19 protein-coding genes are annotated in these 20705 nt (G+C 43.6%); 8 read left to right on the top strand and 11 right to left on the bottom strand.

Annotated features, from left to right (window positions below; all coding sequences use genetic code 11):
- Positions 1–80: 80 nt before the first annotated feature.
- The 7 genes from gldN to JO154_RS20145 form a co-directional block, all read right to left on the bottom strand.
- Positions 81–1088: a gliding motility protein GldN gene (gene gldN, locus JO154_RS20175; protein ID WP_291948885.1), complete on the bottom strand. Its 1008-nt coding sequence runs from the start codon at positions 1086–1088 to the stop codon at positions 81–83.
- A gap of 33 nt (positions 1089–1121) precedes the next feature.
- On the bottom strand, positions 1122–2663 hold the full coding sequence (gene gldM / locus JO154_RS20170) for a gliding motility protein GldM (RefSeq protein WP_291948882.1): 1542 nt from the start codon (positions 2661–2663) through the stop codon (positions 1122–1124).
- A gap of 52 nt (positions 2664–2715) precedes the next feature.
- Positions 2716–3456, bottom strand: a complete 741-nt coding sequence (gene gldL / locus JO154_RS20165; protein ID WP_291948880.1) for a gliding motility protein GldL — start codon at positions 3454–3456, stop codon at positions 2716–2718.
- A 139-nt stretch (positions 3457–3595) separates the two neighbouring features.
- Positions 3596–4882 (bottom strand): SUMF1/EgtB/PvdO family nonheme iron enzyme, encoded by a 1287-nt coding sequence (locus JO154_RS20160; protein WP_291948877.1) that lies wholly within the window; start codon positions 4880–4882, stop codon positions 3596–3598.
- 268 nt (positions 4883–5150) lie between these two features.
- Complete coding sequence (locus tag JO154_RS20155) at positions 5151–7196, bottom strand: thioredoxin domain-containing protein (protein WP_291948875.1); 2046 nt, start codon at positions 7194–7196, stop codon at positions 5151–5153.
- Positions 7197–7361: 165 nt separating this feature from the next.
- Complete coding sequence (locus JO154_RS20150; RefSeq protein WP_291948873.1) at positions 7362–8153, bottom strand: uroporphyrinogen-III synthase; 792 nt, start codon at positions 8151–8153, stop codon at positions 7362–7364.
- A 36-nt stretch (positions 8154–8189) separates the two neighbouring features.
- Positions 8190–9281 (bottom strand): DUF4271 domain-containing protein, encoded by a 1092-nt coding sequence (locus tag JO154_RS20145; protein ID WP_291948871.1) that lies wholly within the window; start codon positions 9279–9281, stop codon positions 8190–8192.
- A 129-nt stretch (positions 9282–9410) separates the two neighbouring features.
- Between JO154_RS20145 and hemW the strand changes: the two genes are divergently transcribed.
- Positions 9411–10535, top strand: coding sequence for a radical SAM family heme chaperone HemW (gene hemW / locus JO154_RS20140; protein WP_291948870.1), 1125 nt, complete (start codon positions 9411–9413; stop codon positions 10533–10535).
- 114 nt (positions 10536–10649) lie between these two features.
- Here the strand turns inward: hemW and JO154_RS20135 are convergent, their stop codons facing one another.
- Together JO154_RS20135 and JO154_RS20130 are read right to left on the bottom strand one after the other, a co-directional pair.
- Positions 10650–11624 carry a deoxyhypusine synthase family protein gene (locus tag JO154_RS20135; RefSeq protein ID WP_291948868.1) on the bottom strand — a complete coding sequence of 325 codons (975 nt, stop codon included), beginning with the start codon at positions 11622–11624 and terminating at the stop codon, positions 10650–10652.
- 118 nt (positions 11625–11742) lie between these two features.
- On the bottom strand, positions 11743–12195 hold the full coding sequence (locus tag JO154_RS20130) for a hypothetical protein (RefSeq protein WP_291948866.1): 453 nt from the start codon (positions 12193–12195) through the stop codon (positions 11743–11745).
- Between the two features lie 320 nt (positions 12196–12515).
- Here JO154_RS20130 and JO154_RS20125 point away from each other — a divergent pair, with 320 nt between their 5' ends.
- The 6 genes from JO154_RS20125 to JO154_RS20100 all read left to right on the top strand — a co-directional run bounded on the left by JO154_RS20125 (position 12516) and on the right by JO154_RS20100 (position 17459).
- On the top strand, positions 12516–13112 hold the full coding sequence (locus tag JO154_RS20125; RefSeq protein WP_291948864.1) for an ACP phosphodiesterase: 597 nt from the start codon (positions 12516–12518) through the stop codon (positions 13110–13112).
- A 98-nt stretch (positions 13113–13210) separates the two neighbouring features.
- A complete protein-coding gene (locus tag JO154_RS20120; protein WP_291948862.1) occupies positions 13211–13807 on the top strand; it encodes a DUF2911 domain-containing protein in 597 nt (198 codons plus the stop codon).
- Between the two features lie 295 nt (positions 13808–14102).
- The gene (locus JO154_RS20115; RefSeq protein WP_291948860.1) at positions 14103–15242 is read left to right on the top strand and encodes a cystathionine gamma-synthase; all 1140 of its coding nucleotides are present in this window, start codon (positions 14103–14105) and stop codon (positions 15240–15242) included.
- A 140-nt stretch (positions 15243–15382) separates the two neighbouring features.
- On the top strand, positions 15383–16156 hold the full coding sequence (locus JO154_RS20110) for a TIGR02757 family protein (protein ID WP_291948859.1): 774 nt from the start codon (positions 15383–15385) through the stop codon (positions 16154–16156).
- 16 nt (positions 16157–16172) lie between these two features.
- A complete protein-coding gene (locus JO154_RS20105) occupies positions 16173–17114 on the top strand; it encodes a DUF6263 family protein (protein ID WP_291948857.1) in 942 nt (313 codons plus the stop codon).
- Positions 17115–17117: 3 nt separating this feature from the next.
- Entirely contained in the window at positions 17118–17459 is a 342-nt protein-coding gene (locus tag JO154_RS20100; RefSeq protein ID WP_291948855.1) for a hypothetical protein, read from the top strand.
- Positions 17460–17508: 49 nt separating this feature from the next.
- On the opposite strand, the gene JO154_RS20095 is transcribed toward JO154_RS20100, so the two are convergent.
- Together JO154_RS20095 and JO154_RS20090 are read right to left on the bottom strand one after the other, a co-directional pair.
- Positions 17509–18171, bottom strand: a complete 663-nt coding sequence (locus tag JO154_RS20095) for a sterol desaturase family protein (RefSeq protein ID WP_291948853.1) — start codon at positions 18169–18171, stop codon at positions 17509–17511.
- Positions 18172–18296: 125 nt separating this feature from the next.
- Positions 18297–19541: a serine hydrolase gene (locus tag JO154_RS20090; RefSeq protein ID WP_291948851.1), complete on the bottom strand. Its 1245-nt coding sequence runs from the start codon at positions 19539–19541 to the stop codon at positions 18297–18299.
- A 147-nt stretch (positions 19542–19688) separates the two neighbouring features.
- Here JO154_RS20090 and JO154_RS20085 point away from each other — a divergent pair, with 147 nt between their 5' ends.
- Positions 19689–20705 (top strand): fumarylacetoacetate hydrolase family protein, encoded by a 1017-nt coding sequence (locus tag JO154_RS20085; RefSeq protein ID WP_291948849.1) that lies wholly within the window; start codon positions 19689–19691, stop codon positions 20703–20705.

The raw sequence follows: 20705 nt of genomic DNA, 5'->3' as shown, positions 1-20705 counted from the left end.
TTTTCAACAAAGCTATAAAAGAAAAGGCAATCAGTTTGAACTGATTGCCTTTTCTGTATGATCAGGTTAGATGTAGCTGATTAATATTGCCAGAGATCCTGTTCTTTGTTGAAGATACGGTCTTTGATAGCCTGGCCTTCCAGGAGACGCATTACACCATCTTTGATGTAGTCTTTGATCTCGCGGTTGTAGGTATTGTTTTCTTTCACAATATAGCTACCGAAGAAGCGCATTTCGAAGAGGTCTTCCCAACTGATAGTAGATGCGTCGTTATTTTGGTTATACACATCATATTTAGCCAGTATAGGACGCAGATCAGGATAGTATACCCAGAACAGCGGGATAGAAGCGCGGTAAGAACCATCATCGTTCATACGAGCCATGAGCGGAGCGATACCGAGTATGCGCACTTTCAGGGCAGAAGCTTCTTTATCGAATACCCAAACTTCTTTGATTTTATATTGCCTAATCGTTGAAGGATCGAAGTCGTCGCGGGTGGTTACCAGTTTTTCTTCACCGGTAACAGGGTCGATAGAACGCACCTGTTTTTCTTCACCAGAAACTTTCTTTTGAATTTCATCGTAAGGCATAATGGTAGTGAAGCGGTCGTCGATAGGACTAAAAGCTTCTACTTCCTTATTCTTAATTGCGTTGAGCAGGATGTTGATGAACAGCTGGTTAGTACCGGCTTCATCTTCCACATTGTATTGGAAGGGCAGGTTGATTTTTTCCCTCACATCGATGATCTGCCAAACGCGTTTTTCCCAGAATCTGTCATCCTCACGGATGTAGTCATAGACAATAGGAACACGTTCTCTGGCGAGGTTCCTTTCTACCACACCATCAATACGGAGCGATTTGCGCGGCGTATCTACTGGGGCAGCGGCGGCCGTTGTAGGCGGAGCTGCCGGAGGAGGAGTGGCAACAGCATTACCTGTTGCAGGATTTACCACCGGTGCGTTGGGGTCCTGTTGAGCATTGCGCTGAGTCGCTGTTCTGCGGCGTGTAGTACCACCGCGGCGTTGCGCTTCAGCAGCAGTTGCCAGCATTACCAGCAACATTGTGCACCAACCAATTCTGTTTAACATTACTGCTCGCATATTTCAGCAATTAATAATCCGTTAGTTTAATTTATACATAGTGCTAGGCATAGAACGAACAACTCCGTCTGGGCCTTTTACTTTCACGTTCTCAATATGAACGATATCACCTGGACGCAGGGCATGTATAGATCCAGTGAGGTTAGAAGGGAAGTAAGGGGATGAAGCATCACCTTCTTGGTATTCTTTACCTCTTGATTCGATACCAACGCGGTAGCTCACTACATCGTATTTTACGCCTTCGAATTCGAAGTCTTCCAATACAGCGCGGAGACCTTGCTGATTTCTGAATTCAGCAGCTTTTACGCTACCACCTTTATAAGTACCTACCTGCAGGCTAGGATCTGGAACGCGTTTTACGCGGAATTCCTTCTGGCCCAGAGACATGGTTTTACCATTCATATTTGCCACCACATTGATAACTGCTTTACCAGTAGCTGATACGTTTACAACGTAGTTACCGGCACCTTTTTTAGTGATGCTACCGCCACCAGAGATAGATGCGGAAACAGCTTCAGCAGGTACGCCTGATGCGGAGATAGAAATTGGGTTTTGTACGCCGATGTACAGTACGTTCATTTTATCAGCAGAGATAGAAGTCGCAGAAGCGCCTACATTATAGGTCTCGCTGAATTGGAACTGCTGTGGCTGACCACCATCTGGAGCAGGCAGTGTAACGGTACCAGAGATAGATTTTTCACCTATACCGTTTGCTGTGATTTTATATGTACCCAGACCATCTTTTGCTTCAATGGTTTGACCATTAACAGTGATAGCAGGGTTTACAGTAGAACTGTAGGCGCCTACTGCGATTTGAGCAGTCAGCTCCTGTCCTTCCATCAGGTTTTTGGAATTCAGAGAAACGAAAGGTCTGATTTTGTCGAATTTGAAATCTTTCTCACTGATCTGTTTGAACAGGTTATCGATGATAGCAGATTCGGAGTTTTTGATATCGTTCTGGAATTTGCTGAGGATAGTTACCGCAGCAACCACAGGCACCATATTGAAGTGATAGGTTGTCCAGTTTTTTGGAGATTCTCCACCATGACCGCTGGATTTGCCTATTTCAATTTTCAGAGGTAGTGTTTTCTCGAAACTTGCTTTATCGTTAGGAGAAACGAAGCTCAGGAGCTGCGTACGGAGTGCTTTCAGTTTGCCTTCCAGTTCAGGACCTTTTTTGTTGTTCTCCATTACGCGGGTAGCCGCATCGAGATCACTTTTACCTTTGATATCACCAGCTTCATCCAGACCACCGGCTTCAGTGATGATAGTTTTTTTCAGGCCTTCGATGTAATCGAAGGCTTCTTTAGATGCAGCTTTTACCTTTTCGGCTTTTTCCTTGTACGGGCCTACTTTGGCAGCATCTTTCTCCATTTGCTTCGTAAACTGATCATACACCACATTGTTTTTCTCGGTGAGGGAACTGTTTGAAGTATTGATAGAGTTGTTAACGATACTAAATGCGTTCAATATTTCAGCAGATACGTTCAACGCCAGCATGGCCGTCAAGACCAAGTACATGATGTTGATCATCTTCTGCCGAGGATCTTTAGGTAGTGCCATAGTTTGTTTTCAGATTTAAAAATTGATTGTTATCGAAACTATTAGCAAAACCTTATCTCGCACTGTGCATAGCGCTCAGCATGTTACCGTAAACGGTATTCAGGTTGCTGAGGTTTTTAGCCAGCAGTGTAATTTGTTCCTGTGTTTTCTTAGCATCTTCGATGCTGTTGCTCATAGCCGCTGAAGTATTCTGCAGGTTGCTGTAGAATTTGTTCATTGCTTTGAGGTGGTTGTTAGTATCCTGGAGTTCCAGTTCATAGATAGCATTCAGAGAAGCCAGGTTTTTGGTCATACCTTGCATCTGAACATGGAATTCTTTAGTAGACTCAGAAGCGCTGTTGAAGGAAGAAACAGCAGAAGCAGCAGTTGTGTAAGCATTAGCCACATTCCCGATAGCAGCGGCAGCTTCGCGAGTTTTAGCAGTGTAATCGCCGGTAGCAGCAACTACATCACTGATATCTCTCATTTTATCAACTGTAGTACCCAGTTTCTGGAAGTTTTCACTCAAGCGCTGCAGGTTAGCAGGGGTGATGTCAGCTTCCTGGAGCATTTTGTCCAGGCCTGCAACTGCAGGGCTGCCAGCAACCGCAACTACGCCACCTTCAGCGTGGGAACCACCAGAATCCGGAACGAAAGCATAAACTAAGAAGATCAATGCTTCTGTGCTCAGACCCACGATCAGAGCAATATCAGCGCCTTGCCAGTGTTGGATTTTAAAGAGGGCACCAATAATTACAACAGAAGCTGCAATACATACGAAAAAGTTCAGCCAACTAGCTTTTTTAGGATTCATAGCCATAGGTTAAAATTTAATCTGGTTAAAGTGATTAGTGTTAAATTTCTGTATGGAATAGTTAATTCTCAACGATTTGCGGATAGTGTACATAATATAAAAGGTTATCTTGTTTTATATTAATTCCAGCTAGTTTTCTTTAGTGCTTACCTTTCATTCTGCGGCTCAGAGCAATAGTACATCTGAAACCTACATAAGACTTCGCACTATCCTGATATTCATATGTCCTTGTACCAGTCTGGAGGAAAAATCCGATATCTTTCCAGGAGCCCCCTCTGATGGCCTTACGCTTCATTTTCAGCGGTGCATCATCTGGAACATCCATTCTTAAATAAGGGTTCATGTCAGAGGTAAAGGAATAAGCATTTTCATAGTAGATATCTGCTGTCCACTCCGCAACGTTACCGGCCATGCAATACAGACCGTAGTCGTTAGGCCAGTAGGCATCTGCACGTACTGTGTAGAAACCGCCGTCTTCAGGATAGTTACCGCGACCAGGTTTGAAGTTAGCCAACAGACATCCTTTTTTGTTGCGGATATAGTAACCACCCCAAGGGTAAGGAGTTTGTTCTCTACCACCGCGGGCAGCATATTCCCACTGCGCTTCAGATGGCAATTGGAATTTATCTTCTGTGAATAATTTCTTAGAGTTACGATAGTCCTCCCAGAACTTACTTCTCCATTCGCAGAAAGCAGTTGCTTGATGCCAGTTTACACCTACTACCGGATAATTATCGAATGCAGGGTGCCAGAAATACATACGAGTCATTGGCTCGTTGTAGGCATAAGAGAAGTCCCTGATCCAGCAGAGGGTATCTGGATAGATAGGTACGTCTTTTTTCACGATAAAGGTAGAACGTGGTTTACCGGTATTCTCTCTCAGCTTGGCTTTATCCCAGTTGAAAGTTTCCTGATGGTAAATCAGTTTTCCCACATCGATATCCTTACGGCCGTACAAACGATCCGCTTCGGAGTATACCATGGCATCCAATTTTTCAATGGTGCCTTTATCTTTCCAGTTGATTTTCTGTTTCCAGTCAATGATGTCCTGACCGTCTTCCTGTTTCACATGACCAAGCAGAATGTGTGCGATAGAGTCGCGCACCCAATCAACGAACTGACGATACTCGTTATTCGTAATTTCCGTAGCATCCATATAGAAGCCGGAAATAGAAATAGACTTGTTACGTGCTGTAAACGCATAGTTTACATCTTCGTCACTTGGTCCCATGTGGAAGGTTCCAGGTGGTACATACACCATTCCATAGGGTACAGGGGGATAATACTTAGGCCTTGGACTCACGCCAATCAGTTGCCCTTGTGCGTTCTTGGGGGTTTTACTACCACCACAGCTGGCAAGCAGGGTAACCAGCAAAACTGCCAACAGACCTCTTAAATAGTTAAGCTTCATAAGGGTAGCTTTCATCAGAATATGTTTTTCTATTAACCAGCCAGGTGTTTTTTGCCAGCATACAAGGGAACACAAATCTCAAATTCACCCGCTTTGTTTATATGAAAGATAGCAAATGTAATAATTAATTTTAATCCGTAGTTACTTTTTATCCAACTTTTTCAATTCCCTATGCAGCGACCCGGTAACTAATTTAAACGTATTTTTTAACATTTTATTATATGCTCGTATCAACATTTACCGAATTCATCACGCCCCTTACGGGATGCAAGTTACATAATTATTAAATTAAATTAATAATTTCACTTATATAAAAGACTGGCTTAATACAATGATAATCTTTGCATAAGTAAACCAATGTGTCATTTTCTTGGTACCTGTCTGTCAACAGGGGGATATCCTTCACATTTTTTTCTGCTCCTAGCAACACCCGATACGGAATAAACCATTTTCCCGCATCCGCCATTCTCTCCTGATAATCTTTACCTACTACGGCAATTTCTGCCGTCCCCTCCACAAACTGTAATAACTGGGACGCCCATACGCCAAAAGAAGTGGGGTATCTTACCGCGGTTTGTGCCAAACCCGAAACGGCTCCTATCGCTTTATCCGCCAACTGTTTATCTCCGAAAACAATAGAAAGTGCCCAAAGGTTCTGAATCATTATTCCATTGCCACTGGGGGTTGCACCATCGTAAACTTCCTTCTTTCTGACTATAACGTCTTTCTGATCATCTATCGTATAATAATAATATTTCCCACTATCGTCTGTAAAACGGGCCATCACAAAGGTTGTCAGCTCCCTAGCCGCATAAAAGTGTTCCAGATCACCGGTTATCTCCGCCAAAGCTATCAAAGCCCTGATCAGATAAGCATAGTCATCCAAAAATGCCGGATACTTCGCCGCTCCATCCTTCCAGGTATGATAAAACGCAGGAGCGCCCTCTTTTATGCGGAATTGGTGCATACAAAATTTAATATTCCGTATAGCCGCTTCCCGATAGCTCTCTTCTCCCAATACAGCATAGGCCCGGCAATATGCATGCGCCATCAAGGCATTCCATCCCAACAGAATCTTATCATCCAGTCCCGGACGTACTCTTCCTGCCCTTACTGCCAGCAGCTTTTCTCTACAATCTTTCAATGTAGCGCCCAATTCAGCGGCATTATATCCACGTGCTGCTGCAAATTGTTCTAGTGGCTGCTGTATCCAGAGAATATTCGTCTCCTCCCAATTCCCATGCTCGCTTACATCATAAAATGCACAAAACACTTCGGCCTGATCTCCCAACACCTGCATGATTTCATCCAAACTCCAAGTGTAAAACTTCCCTTCAACACCTTCCGAATCCGCATCTAATGCGGCATAAAAGCCGCCCTCAGCAGATGTCATCTCCCGAGAAATAAATTCCAAGGTCTCTCTGATGGTATTGGCGTATATCTCATTTTTTGTAATCTGGTAAGCATCACATAATACATCTATCAACAAAGCATTATCATATAGCATCTTCTCAAAATGAGGAGCTAGCCATTTTTCATCCGTGGAATATCTGGCAAAACCACCTCCCAACTGATCATAAATTCCGCCTTGTAGCATTTTATCCAGTGACAATAACGCCTGTTCCAGCGCTTTCTCATGCTTCGTATAGTGATGGTACCGCAACAACCAAGATATCGTGAAGGTCTGCGGGAATTTAGGGGCACGACCAAATCCACCCCAGATGGTATCTGCCTGCTTTAAAATATTCTCACAAATGGTATCCGCCTGTGCCTTGGTAAACAACTCTTCCACCGGCAATTTCAAATCTAATCCACCTTGAATACCAAACTGGCTGGCCTGTTCCAGGTGCTGGGTCAAATTATCGGCCTGCGCATCTATCTCTTCTCGTTTGTTGGTAAAGGCATCGGATATAGAATGTAATACATCTTTCCAGGAAGGCCGGTTGTAGGCTTTAACAGGAGGGAAGTAGGTTCCGCCGTAAAACGGCTTCCTATCTGGCGTCAGGAACACATTCAGGGGCCAACCGCCGGCGCCAGTCATGGCCTGCACGGCATCCATGTAGATATGATCCAGGTCTGGCCGCTCTTCTCTATCTATTTTGATATTCACGAAATGTTCGTTCATGATACGCGCGGTATCATGATCTTCAAAGCTCTCTCTTTCCATCACATGACACCAGTGACAAGCGGCATAACCAATACTTACCAGTATCGGCTTGTTTTCCTGGACAGCCTTATTCAGGGCTTCAGGCCCCCAAGGATACCATTCTACCGGGTTATGCGCGTGCTGTAACAAATAAGGGCTGGTTTCGCCGATGAGCTTATTCATAAGAGGATATTGGATTTGAATTGGAATAGACAGTTAGTGATGCAAAGAAATTTATTTTCTAGAAATATGCTGCATTATTTTTTCAGCCTACTGCGCTCACATTGCATCAAATAAAAAGGGACAGCCTTAAAGCTGTCCCAGTCAGTTATTTTAAGCGATGTACGCTTACTTTTTGTTCGATGTAGCAAGATATTGTTCTAATGCTGCTACCATGCTCGGCGCCTGTGGTGCAGGTGCTTTTACATCCAGTCTTAATCCAGATTCTTCAACCGCGGCAGAAGTAGTAGGACCGAATGCACCAATCTTGGTACCATTCTGTTCAAACTCCGGCACATTTTCAAACAAGGATTTTACGCCATAAGGACTAAAGAAAACGATCATGTCGTACGTGTTGTTTGACAGTAACTCTTTCACATCGTTAGAAACGGTTCTGTAAAGGGTTGCTGTTGCATACTCGCACTTGTTTGTTTTCAACCATTCTTCAATGTCCTTCTTCTGACTGTCTGCACTTGGAAACAGGAATTTCTCATTATCCTTATGCTTGTTCATCACTTCCAGTACTCCTTTCGTAGAGCCGTCGGCACCGTAAAATACCTTACGCTTGCGGTACAGAATAAACTTCTGTAGATAGAGTGCGACTGCTTCCGTGATACAGAAATACTTACAATCCTGAGAGACCTTAACTTTCATCTCCTCACAAATACGGAAAAAGTGATCAACAGCATTTCTACTGGTAAAAATTACGGCTGTGTAATTCAGAATGTCAATTTTCTGCTTCCTGAATTCCTTTGCAGGTAACCCTTCTACTCGAATGAACGGGAAAAAGTCCAGCTTAACATTGAACTTTTTAGCCAGATCGAAATAAGGAGACTTTTCTGTTTCAGGCTTAGGTTGAGAAATTAGGATTGACTGAACTTGTTTACCTTGCAAATCTTTTTTTGGCCCGCCTTTAATCATACTTTATTTTGCTCTTGTGTTAACAATAGGCGGTAATCAGGGATTACCAGTTAACCAGATATTCAGCAGCACCTTGGTTAATATCAAAACCGGCGCTACTTCGAATGCGCAAAGGTAAAGAAAAAAATGCAATTTGCTGAAGGATAGATACTGCTTTACTAGGGAATAAGACCTAATATACCGGTAAATAACAAGTAATATAATGAAAAATATTGAAATATAAAGGAAGGTTTGGGCAATTTCCGCACTACAGAATGCTAAAATTACCAAGAACGGCACCAGCAACACTCCTAAAATCTTGTTAATCAAGTAGAGAATAAAAATATAAGCATCAGCAAGATCCGCATTACCAAATAACCAACCACAGAAACGCAATACTACATACTTGGTTCCATACACTAATGCCACCAGGGCAATCAGGCCCGGAATCAGCATCCATGGCTCTGCTTGCGGGAATACCTGCTTACGATACAACACCAGGTATAGGTACATGCCCAGGGAAATAATAAAGAATGCATTGAACAAGAAATTCGGAAAAGGGGACTGAGATAACTGATCCTTCAACTGACGCTGACTTAAGGTAGGATTCAAGAAAGCCCTGAATAAGTCATGGAAATATTTCTGGTAAGCCAGTCGGATAATGCTCACCAATAATACGATACCTGCTATTAAATACACCATCCAGTCCAGGTTTCGGAAAGGACGCAGAAGATTCACATCCCTGTAAGTTGGCTTCCCTGGTTGCAGGAAAATATTCTCTACCGCCAGTTTTTTCATGTATATATCATAGGAAGACACGGGCTTGGGTTTGGGCGGAGCCGCCACCACAACACTGTCTGTTGCCTTTTTGGTAGTATCCACAGGTGCCGCAGCTATTACTGGCGCCACACGGGCGGTATCCCGCTTTACAGCAACTGTATCTCTTCTTACTGCCGCTTTCCGAGCATTGGAATCTATACGAGCCTTAGCCACTCTAGGCTTCGGCCGGGTAGTATCCGCAGCAGTGCGGGTTACAGGTTTGGCAGGCGCCGCCGTATGGGCAGAGTCTGCATTTTGGGCCATCAACGGCAGATAACAGATTGTAAAGAGTAGCAATAACCAGTGGCGCACCAGGAAATGATTTTTCAATGATTTGAAAGAATGGCAAATAAAAGCATCCTGTTCACAAAACAAAATTGCATCGTAATTTTGATGTTTGCAAAGATATTAAAATACTCCATAGTTGGCTGATAGCCATTAAGGATAAGCGCAGCATTCATGTCCGGCATTTATATACATATTCCGTTCTGCAAACAGGCTTGTTACTACTGCAATTTTCACTTCTCCACCTCTTTGTCGCAGAAAGAGGCCATGGTGAAGAGTATTCTGCAGGAAATCACCTTGCGACAGGACTATTTAGGAAACGATACCATACACACCGTCTATTTTGGCGGTGGCACCCCCAGTTTGCTCTCCAAAGAAGAGCTACAGGCAATCTTGGATAAACTCCGGGAGCATTTCAACATCGCGCCCGATGCGGAAATTACCCTGGAAGCCAATCCGGATGACCTGAGCATGGAAAAACTCCAGGAACTGAAATCCCTGGGTATCAATCGACTGAGCATAGGTGTGCAGTCATTCCATGAGCCAGACTTGCAATGGATGAACCGTGCCCATAACAGTACACAGGCGAAAGAGTGCATCATCCAGGCTAAGGCGGCAGGATTCAACAATATTACTATTGATCTGATTTATGGAGGCCCCGGCCTCTCTGATGAGGGATGGAAGGAAAACGTGGAACTGGCCATCTCCCTAGGCATTCCTCATCTTTCTTGCTATGCATTGACAGTTGAACCAGGAACTGCATTGGATTCATTTATCCGTAAGAAGAAAATGGAAGCGGTAGATCCAGAAAGGGCAGCCCGACATTTTGAAATGTTGATGACCTGGATGGAAGCAGCGGGATATGAGCACTATGAAATTTCAAATTTTGCCTTACCGGGATGGCATAGTCAACATAACAGCAGTTACTGGAAAGGCTTGTCTTATCTAGGTTTGGGACCGTCTGCCCATTCCTTCAACAGACACTCTCGCCAATGGAATGTGGCCAATAATGCGTTGTACATAAAAAGTATTAGTGCGGGCAAGATTCCATTTGAGCTGGAAACATTATCTGTGGAGATGCAATTCAACGAGTATATCATGACTTCACTGCGTACCAAAGCAGGCTGTGATCTTGGCTGGGTGGAAGAGCGCTTTGGCGTTGACCTGGCTAAACAGTTGACGGTACAAAGTCAACGTTATCTTGTAAAAGGATGGATGGAGCAGCATGGTACTACATTGCGCTTAACCCCTGCAGGCCGACTTTTTGCCGATGGTATTGCAGCGGATTTATTTTTGTAAATGCTCCCGAACTAATTGTTAAGCCTCGCCATAAAAGGAATCTTCAATATTTAAAGCATAAAAAAAAGTCGTGACGCAGAGCGTTACGACTTTTTCCCTAATATCTGTTATTGACTACCAGCCAAGAATATACGCGAACATCAGTGGGGCTACGATAGTAGCATCTGATTCCACGATAAACTTAGGAGTGTGAATATCCAGTTTACCCCAGGTGATTTTTTCGTTTGGAACGGCACCGGAGTAGGAACCATACGAAGTAGTAGAATCAGAGATCTGGCAGAAGTAGCTCCAGAAAGGAACATCTGTCCATTCCAGGTCTTGGTACATCATAGGAACCACGCAGATAGGGAAGTCCCCTGCGATACCACCACCGATTTGGAAGAAGCCAACGCCTTTTCCACCGGAGTTTTGGCGATACCATTCAGACAGGAAGATCATATACTCGATACCAGATTTCATGGTAGAAGTTTTCAGATCACCTTTGATGCAGTAGGAAGCGAAGATGTTACCCATTGTACTGTCTTCCCATCCTGGAACGATGATTGGAATATTTTTCTCAGCAGCAGCGAGCATCCAGCTATTTTTAGGATCGATCTCGTAGTGCTCTTTCATCACACCGCTCAGGAGCAGTTTGTACATGAATTCATGCGGGAAATAGCGTTCGCCTTTTTCTTCCGCGTCTTTCCAGATCTTATGGATATGTTGCTGAATGCGGCGGAAAGCCTCTTCTTCAGGAATGCAGGTATCGGTTACGCGGTTGAAGCCTTGCTCCAGCAGCTCCCATTCTTCCTGTGGGCTCAGGTCGCGGTAGTTAGGTACACGTTTGTAGTGGGTATGAGCTACCAGGTTCATGATATCTTCTTCCAGGTTTGCACCAGTACAAGAAATGATATCTACTTTACCCTGGCGGATCATTTCCGCGAAGGAGATGCCCAATTCAGCCGTACTCATGGCACCAGCCAAGGTCACCATCATTTTACCACCTTCCAGCAAATGCGTTTCGTATCCTTTGGCAGCATCCACTAATGCAGCAGCATTAAAGTGACGGTAATGGTGCTGGATAAATTGAGAAACAGGTCCCTTATTCATGTCATTTAATCATTTATACATTAACAGCCTGGCTAATAAAGCCTTAACAGGGGGCAAAGTTAAGATAAATTTGCTGGTGATGGTGCTATGGGACGTTTTATCGGTAACCAACTACCAATTAGGCTTTCTGCAGACGTTCTTTCAACTCAATATTACCAGTTTCATCTGCTTTCACTTTAATCCAGGTTTTATCACCTTCGAGCATGATCATGTATACGGTGCCACCTGCTGATTCGTATTCTACAACAGTGTTGATTTTGTTACCAGGATATTTTTTAACCAGTCTGTTTACTACTGCTAAAGGCAGGCTTTCTGCTTCAATCACACGGGAAGTAACCAGTAACTGACCTTCTGCATCAAAGTAGGCGCTAACAGTTGTATTATTCAGGGTGAATTTGGCAGTGAATGTTTTGTTATCGTCGGTATACCATTTAACATCTTTAACATTCGCGAACGCATCTCTGAATGACACTTTCAATTTGTTGCTTACAGCAGTTTCATAAGTGCTAGCATATACGCTAGAAGCAGACAGGGTCAGGGCAGCAACTACGACAAATAAGAGCTTTTTCATGGCTTTGAATTTTGAATTGGTTTTGAGATTAATTTGTTTGTGTACTTTTTGTTTGATGACTCAAAACTACGACGGGAAGGGGCGAGTGGTCAAGCCAATATTTACTGATGGCACTTTTTTGTACCAGTAATAGGATACTTGTTGTCACTTCTGTTTAATTTCCTATAAACCCCTGCCAGTAAGAACTTTGATACACTGTTAGTTGGTGCCAATGGAAAAATGTTGCATCAGTGAAAGTTAAAAGACTGTTAAATAGGATGGAATTGGGGAGATGAGCGTGATGAATTACATTTGTTGTAACAATCACCTACTGCTTCATTATGAACCATCTGGCCCATGCATACCTGTCTTTCCGCAATCCCGACTTGATAACCGGCAACCTCATTGCCGACTTTGTTAAAGGGAGGAAGCAACTGGAACAACAGGAAGAAGGCGTGAGGAAAGGTATCCTGGTTCACCGTGCTATCGATACTTTCACCGATTCGCATCCGGTAACCACCAGGGCTAAAACGTACTTCCGAGCTTCAGCCAGACTTTACAGTGGTGTATTCACGGATTTAATCTTCGATCATTTCCTGGCCACAGACCCGGAACGCTTTACGGATGAATCGCTGTATTCGTTTACCCGTTACGTTTATCAGGTCATTGAAAGTAAAGGAGATACCCTCCCCGCAAGATTCCTCCAAATGTTCAAATACATGCGGGAGTTTGACTGGCTGTATAATTACCGTACAACCGATGGCATTTCTAGCGCCATTCGTGGAGTAAGCCGCAGAGCGCAATACCTGGATACCCCGGGCGAAGTCATTTTTGCGACCTTCATGGAACACTATGATGCCCTGAAATCTTGCTACCAGGAATTCTTCCCAGAATTGGAAGCCTATGTGAAAAGTCTGGATGCATTAAAAGACCTTTAAAAGTGCTGTTAATATAACCCCTCCACCTTTTTGGATTGCCCAAAAAAGGCTAGGTTTGGGGCCGAATTTCCATATCAAGAAAAAATACTTTCCGGAAGATGAAAAAAGCAATGATAGTTGCCTTTATGATGGGCATATTCTGTTTAAATGCTGGCGCTCAGGATAAAAAATTACCGCCGCTAGATGCCAGCCCTATGGACATGGCCTATTACCCTGTAATGTACCCTTACGTTGTAAAAGTGAAAGGTGAGTCGGCCGGACCACTGATCGCCAGAGTCATCTACAGCCGTCCTCAAACCAAAGGCCGCGAAATATTCGGCAACCTGGAGGAGTATGGTAAAATTTGGCGACTAGGAGCCAACGAAGCTACTGAAATCGAATTCTTCCACCCTGTAATCATTGCTGGTAAATCCGTTCCAAAAGGTCGATATACCATGTATGCGATCCCTACAGAGAAAAACTGGACTATCATCATCAATCGGGAAACAGATATCTGGGGTGCTTTCAAATATGATCCTGCTAAAGATGTGGTGAGAACCACCCTGCCGGTACTGTCACTCAATACATCAGTGGAAGCCTTTACCATGGTTTTTGAAAAAGCAGATCCAGGTGCTAACCTGATCATCGCCTGGGATAGAGTAAGCGTAAACCTGCCTATCAAATGGTCTGATGCGACGCCTAAAAAATCAAAATAATTGAAATAAAGAAAGGCGGTAGGAATACCGCCTTAAAAATTTTAACCATATCCTATGAAAAACCTAAAACAAATTTAATTCGTTTAATCCTTGCCGTTACTCCCGTTTTGGTGAACGCTAGAAAATTGTTCGTAAGCGTAATAAATAATACGATAATATTCTAATATTAGCTAAAATGGACAACTGTTAAACCCTGTTTTCCTCGTTTTCTGCCCCTATTTGTTTCCGCATTCTTTCCCTAAACAATGTATATTTGGTTACTACCAGAAATTGTTCATTATAAAATATTTAAGACATGAAGCTGGGTACCAAACTCATACACGCAGGTGTAGCTCCCGACCCGTCTACCGGGGCCATCATGACCCCCATTTTCCAGACATCTACTTACGTACAGTCCGCCCCCGGACAACATAAAGGGTACGAATACGCCCGTACCCAAAACCCAACACGAGACGCCCTCCAAAATGCCCTCGCCGCTATCGAAAACGGTACGCATGGCATTTGCTTTGGCAGTGGCCTCGCCGCAACCGATGCCGTACTCAAACTCCTCAATCCTGGTGATGAAATTATCGCTACGAACGACTTGTATGGAGGTACTTACCGCATCTTTACCAAGGTATTCGCCAAATATGGTCTGAAATTCACGTTCATCCCCATGCAGGATGCCCGGAACATCGAGTCGCATATCACGCCTAAAACGAAAATGATCTGGATTGAAACACCTACCAATCCATTACTCAATATCATTGATATTCATGCTGCTGCGCAAATAGCAAGGAAGAATGAAGTGCTGCTGGCGGTAGATAATACTTTCGCGTCTCCTTACCTCCAGAATCCACTGGACCTGGGAGCCGATATCGTGGTACATTCTGCAACCAAGTACCTAGGTGGCCACAGCGATGTGGTGCATGGCGCGGTCATTGTGAAAAATGAGGCACTGGCCCAACAGTTGTACTTTATTCAGAACAGTACAGGTGGCGTTCCGGGCCCACAGGATTGCTTCCTCGTACTAAGAGGGATCAAAACCTTGCATGTACGTATGCAACGCCACTGCGAAAACGGAGCCATTATTGCCAACTATCTCCGGAACCATCCAAAAGTGGATAAGGTATACTGGGCTGGATTTACAGATCATCCTAACCACGATATTGCCAAAACACAAATGAGAGGTTTCGGTGGTATGATGTCCTTTACACTGAAAGACGACAGCCTGGAATCTGCAAACCGTGTACTCAGCAATACACATCTTTTCTCCCTGGCAGAATCCCTGGGCGGCGTGGAATCCCTGATCGGACACCCTGCTACTATGACGCATGCCTCCATTCCAAGAGAAGAAAGAATTAAAAATGGCCTCGCCGATAGCCTGATTCGCCTCAGTGTTGGTATCGAAGATGCCGACGACCTGGTGGAAGACCTGAAAAAAGCCATCGGCTAATACAAAGATGGCCGGTAACTGCTATCTTTACCGCTATCAAATTGCAGTAAAACCATATCCTCAGTTTGCATACCGCATACTTACACGCATACACGCTTGTATGCATGCGGTATGACTGTTGATACACACGATATCGTATTATGAAGATCGAGCAGTTACGCGATTTCCTGGATGCAAAAGCAGCTCAGTATGATCATCCCGATTTTATCAAGAATGATCCGATTATTATCCCGCACAGCTTCAGCAAATTGCAAGATATAGAGATAGCCGGCCTTTTCGCTGCCATCCTCGCCTGGGGTAATAGAACAACTATCATCAACAAATGCCGAGAACTGATGAAGATGATGGATAATAGTCCGTACGACTATATCCGGAACCATCAGCCACGCGAAAGAATGAAACTGATGTCATTTGTACATCGGACCTTCAATGGCTTGGATCTGCTGTATTTTGTTGAATTCCTACAGCATTATTATACCAATGTCACGTCCCTGGAATTCGCCTTCAGCAGCCATATGTCGGAAGAGGATGAGAATGTAGAGAAAGGTCTGCTGGGTTTTCATAAAGTGTTTTTTGCGTTGGAACATCCGGAAAGAACACGGAAACATATTTCTACACCAGCCCGCAACAGTGCTTGCAAACGCTTGAATATGTACCTTCGGTGGATGGTTCGCCAGGATGAAAATGGCGTGGATTTTGGACTGTGGAACCATATCTCCCCATCTCAACTGGTATGCCCTATGGACGTACACGTGAGTAGGGTAGCCACCAGGCTGGGAATTATTTCAGGACCTAAAGCCGATTGGAAAACGGCTGTGGCATTGACCCACGCGCTGAAGAAACTCGATCCAGACGATCCGGCAAAATATGATTTCGCTTTGTTCGGTCTTGGTGTAATTGAAAAATACGTTTGATAAAATATAAGTCGTAATGAAAAGAATACTCGGAATAGCCCTTACTATGGTCACAGCGGCCACACAGGTTCAAGCACAGGAATACGTTGATCTTCATTATACCTTCAACAAAGGAGAACAATTTGAACTGGAACAGAAGAGTCGCTCGGAAACCTATATGACTATTAACGGCGCACAACAGCGCACAACCCGCGACTATAACAACGTCATTATTATTGATGTGAAAGATGTTAATCCTGGTAAAGCGGTGCTGAGCTTCTATTACAAGGATCTGAAATTCAATTTCAACGCGAAAAATACCAATATCGCCGTAGATGCGAAAGGCCCTGAATCTACAGAACCTTTCCAAGCCGGTCTTAAACAAATTCTGAAAAAACCTTTCACGGTGGAATTGACGTCTACCGGCATCATCACTAAAATCGATGGTCTGGACGATCTGCTGGACAGTGCCGAATCTGCTTTCACCAACCTGAAAAAGGATGAACAGGCAGCCTATAAAAAGCTCATGAAAGACCAGTTTGGTACCGATGCTTTCCGTAGCTGGTTGGAACAACTGCTGGTAATGTATCCTGCACATGGTATTAAAACCGGTACGCAGTGGGAAGAAAACGTACCTATGCGCGGCGGATTGGTTGGCTCCGTGGATCTTTACTGGAACCTGCAAACCTGGGATGCACAAACCGCAAAAGTAGGTGGTACTGCAAAAATCAAAACAGATAAAGTGCAGATGCTGACCTTGGACGATGATATTAAAGCTACCGCAGAAATCGGTGGTAGCACACAATCTCAGTACCTGATTAACCGTAGCTCCGGATTACCAAATATCTGTGTGCAAAACATGGAACTAAATGGCTCCTATAAATACAAAGCCAATAGAGCCAAAGGTTTTAAAAAGGATATAGACGTTCCCGTTAAGATTATAACCAACGCGAGCTACAAGATCAAACAAATGAAATAGTATATGTCGCTGCCAGTCAAATATTTACAGGAAACCACTCAATGGGCAAACCAGACGTTCGAACTGCGTATACCCGATCAGGTGAGTTATGATGAACTGCAGCAACAGTTGGCAAAAAGACTGAAACAAATAATTAGCAAGGACTTCCAACAATTCGTTTTTCTTTTGTACCGGATAGATGTATCAGAGAAAAAGGTACAACAGATCATCCAGGAGGCCGCCAAACTGGAAATAGAGCCTTATCCGGCGATTGCAGGATTGATTATAGAGAGACAACTGCAAAAGATTGCTTCCAGGGCCTCTTTCCGCCAACAACAGGCAGACGATGATGAAGAAAAATGGTAATGATATTGCATAAAAAAACCGGTTGAAATTTCAACCGGTTTTTTTGTACTTATTTGTTGAACATCAGTTCTTTTACTTTCTCTTTATCTTCCTTCTCTTTGTCTAAATCGAAGAAGGTGCCGAATACCACATCCCAAATGGAAGAACTTACCCCAAATCCTTTATCCTCACTCTTATAGTGATGTAGGTGGTGATTACGCCATAATGGCTTCATAAATTTAAACGGTGGATTCCAGGCGTGAATAGCATAATGCATGCTGCCATAAATCAGGTATCCCAGTAAAAAACCTGGGAAGAACATAAATGTCCATTGACGCAGGAAAATATACTGTGAACCAAATATCACGGAAGCCAGTATCAGACTAGGAACTGGCGGCATGAATAAACGCTGTTTGTCGCGCGGATATTCATGGTGATTACCATGCATTACATAAATAAATCGCTGCACTTTCTGACTATCACTGGCAAAGTGAAAAATAAACCGATGCATGATATACTCAAAGAAGGACCAGAAAAACATGGCCCCAAAAAATACCAACGCAACTGTTCCAATGGTGAATCCCAGCGTGTCATGGCTATAGTACAACATATAGCCGATAATTGGCAAATACATACCCCAGATCACCAGAGGATGCGTCTTTGTTAGCATCTCTAGATACTGGCTCTCAAATAATCTTGCCTGTCCTTTGTTCTTAATCTTTTCAAACTTCATGACTCCCCAGTTTTTAGTTAATTACGGGAAATGAATAAAACCTATCTAAACTATGTATCAATACGAATTTGGGTAACGGGCATCTGAATACCGACAGAATAGGTCATTCAAAAATGCGTGCAAATTTACTGAGAATAATTTATTCTGAAGTCATTCAAATCTGGTGTATTTACTCGCTTCCGCTGCAATTCATATTGATAAAATGTCTCACCTATTTCACGAAAAAATGGATATCCTACTTCTTCATATTCATACTTATTGTCATTCAATATGCCATCACTATTAACGTATATGGTTCCCGTTAGTAAAAACTCTACCTTATTTTTAAAGTCTACGATATAGGTAGCATCCGTTAGAAACCCGTAAGACCATCCCGTTTTATTGAATACACGTATGTTGCCAGGTATGTTTCGATGGCCATCTTTAAAAAAGAAAAATTTAGTGTTGCTATTGAAGAACTCTGCAGTATCATATTTCGGATATCGGGACTCAGAGGGGTATTCCGACATATATTGATAAAGAAATTTATAATCATCTTTCGTGAGACGAAATCTTTTCGATACCGGCATAGACCCTGGAAAAATCACCGACTGTAGTACTTGCTGCAAATCTTCCAATGGAAAATTATTATGCTTGGTGAAGTCCATCGGACGTGGCACGAGGTGATCATCTTTATCCAGGTATCCTTGCCCAATGCCTATTTGCTTACTATAATCAAAGGTAAGTGTGCTATAGGCTGGTGGCTGGGAATAGATGGTTTTCCCGTTTTCTACAAAACGTATAGCCGGCGTATGCCGATTGCCCTCTTCACTCAGCGGCATAAATCGGCGAACAATGCGGGTCTGAGGGTATCCCATCTCCCATAAACGCTCATTCACCCGCTGTTGACCAACGAACTCGTATAAACGATTATAAGCATCATTATCACTTACCAAGAATACTTCCTTGATGTAATGCGCAATGGAAGGCAGTCCGTTGGCAGCACTCGAATCTGTATGCACGGTTACTTGTCCTTCAGAGGTACTGTCTGTCAACATCGGGGTATTCCGATTAAGGCCCTGGACCTTCAGATCATTGAGCTTTTCCAATGCTAACAGGGCAATCGGCAGCTTCACCGTACTGGCTGGGTTGAAATAGGTATCCGCACTAACGTTGAAATAATAGTTTTTAAAATGTGGTTGGTTGTTTTCATCCCTGTCGATCTGTGTATAGATCAGTTGATAGCGAAAAGAGTCTGGATACTGTAATACATGTTTTAAAAATGGACTAGCATGCCGACGGATTAACTGTTCCGGCAGGCTGTCCGTTCGGACCTGCGCCTTCAGCAAAAATGGCATCAAACACAGGATCATCAACAATCTGTTAAGCATATACGATTTGGTCTATTATGAATGACGTGCCGCACGATTTCTTCCCCTACATTGAATTTATAAAAAATATTCCGGCGGCTAAAGCTCCATAGCGACTTTTCTTATATTTGACCATTCATATCGTACAACCAGAACTACCACATTATCATGAAACTCGTTACGTATTTAAGAGAAGAGACTGACCAGTTGGCCATCTTGGTGGATGGATTATTATACAACACACAGGATCTTCATCCGGATCTGCCCAATAGCATGCAGATGTTTCTCATGGCTTGGGAAGACGTCATCGATATTGCATTACATGCCGATGCACAACTGAAAGCTGGTAAAAAAGTAGGCTCCGCATTTGGTATTCCTTATAACAATGTGCAAATCCTTGCACCTGTTCCATTCCCGACTTCCTGCCGCGATGGGTATGCATTCCGTCAGCACGTAGCTGCCGCAAGACGTAACCGTAAGGTGGATATGATTCCAGAATTTGATGAATATCCTATCTTCTATTTTACCAATCACAATGCTATCCAGGGTCCTGGCGAAATATCCTGCATGCCGGATCATTTCAATAAACTGGATTTCGAACTGGAAGCAGCCATTGTAGTATGTAAAGCAGGTCGTAATATCACGGCGGAAGAAGCAGATGAATACATTGGCGGTTTTATGATTATGAATGATATGAGTGCCCGTACCCTCCAAATGGAGGAAATGAAGCTCAACCTGGGACCAGCCAAGGGTAAGGATTTCAGCACTGTTATTGGCCCTATGCTGGTAACTCCGGACGAGCTGGAATCATTCCTCATCCCTGCCAAACCAGGTCATACCGGCAAAAACTATAACCTGAAAATGACTTGTAAAGTGAATGGCATCCAAGTGAGTGAAGGTAATATGGGAGATATGGACTGGACATTCGCGGAAATACTGGAACGCTGCGCTTATGGCGCCAATATTCTTCCTGGAGATGTCATCGGTAGCGGTACTGTAGGTACAGGATGTTTCCTGGAACTAAACGGCACCGGTAAACTGAACAACCCAGATTACCAAGAACAATGGCTGCAACCAGGAGATGTAGTGGAAATGGAGATTGCCGGTCTGGGTACGCTGAAAAATACCATCGTGCAAGAAGACAGCGACTTTTCCATTCTGGCCTTAAAGAAAAAAGCCCAATAG

The sequence above is a fragment of the Chitinophaga sp. genome (assembly GCF_019236475.1).
Taxonomy (GTDB): domain Bacteria; phylum Bacteroidota; class Bacteroidia; order Chitinophagales; family Chitinophagaceae; genus Chitinophaga.
The sequence above is the reverse complement of the archived record's forward strand: the minus strand, read 5'-3'. Positions and strand labels throughout refer to the sequence as shown.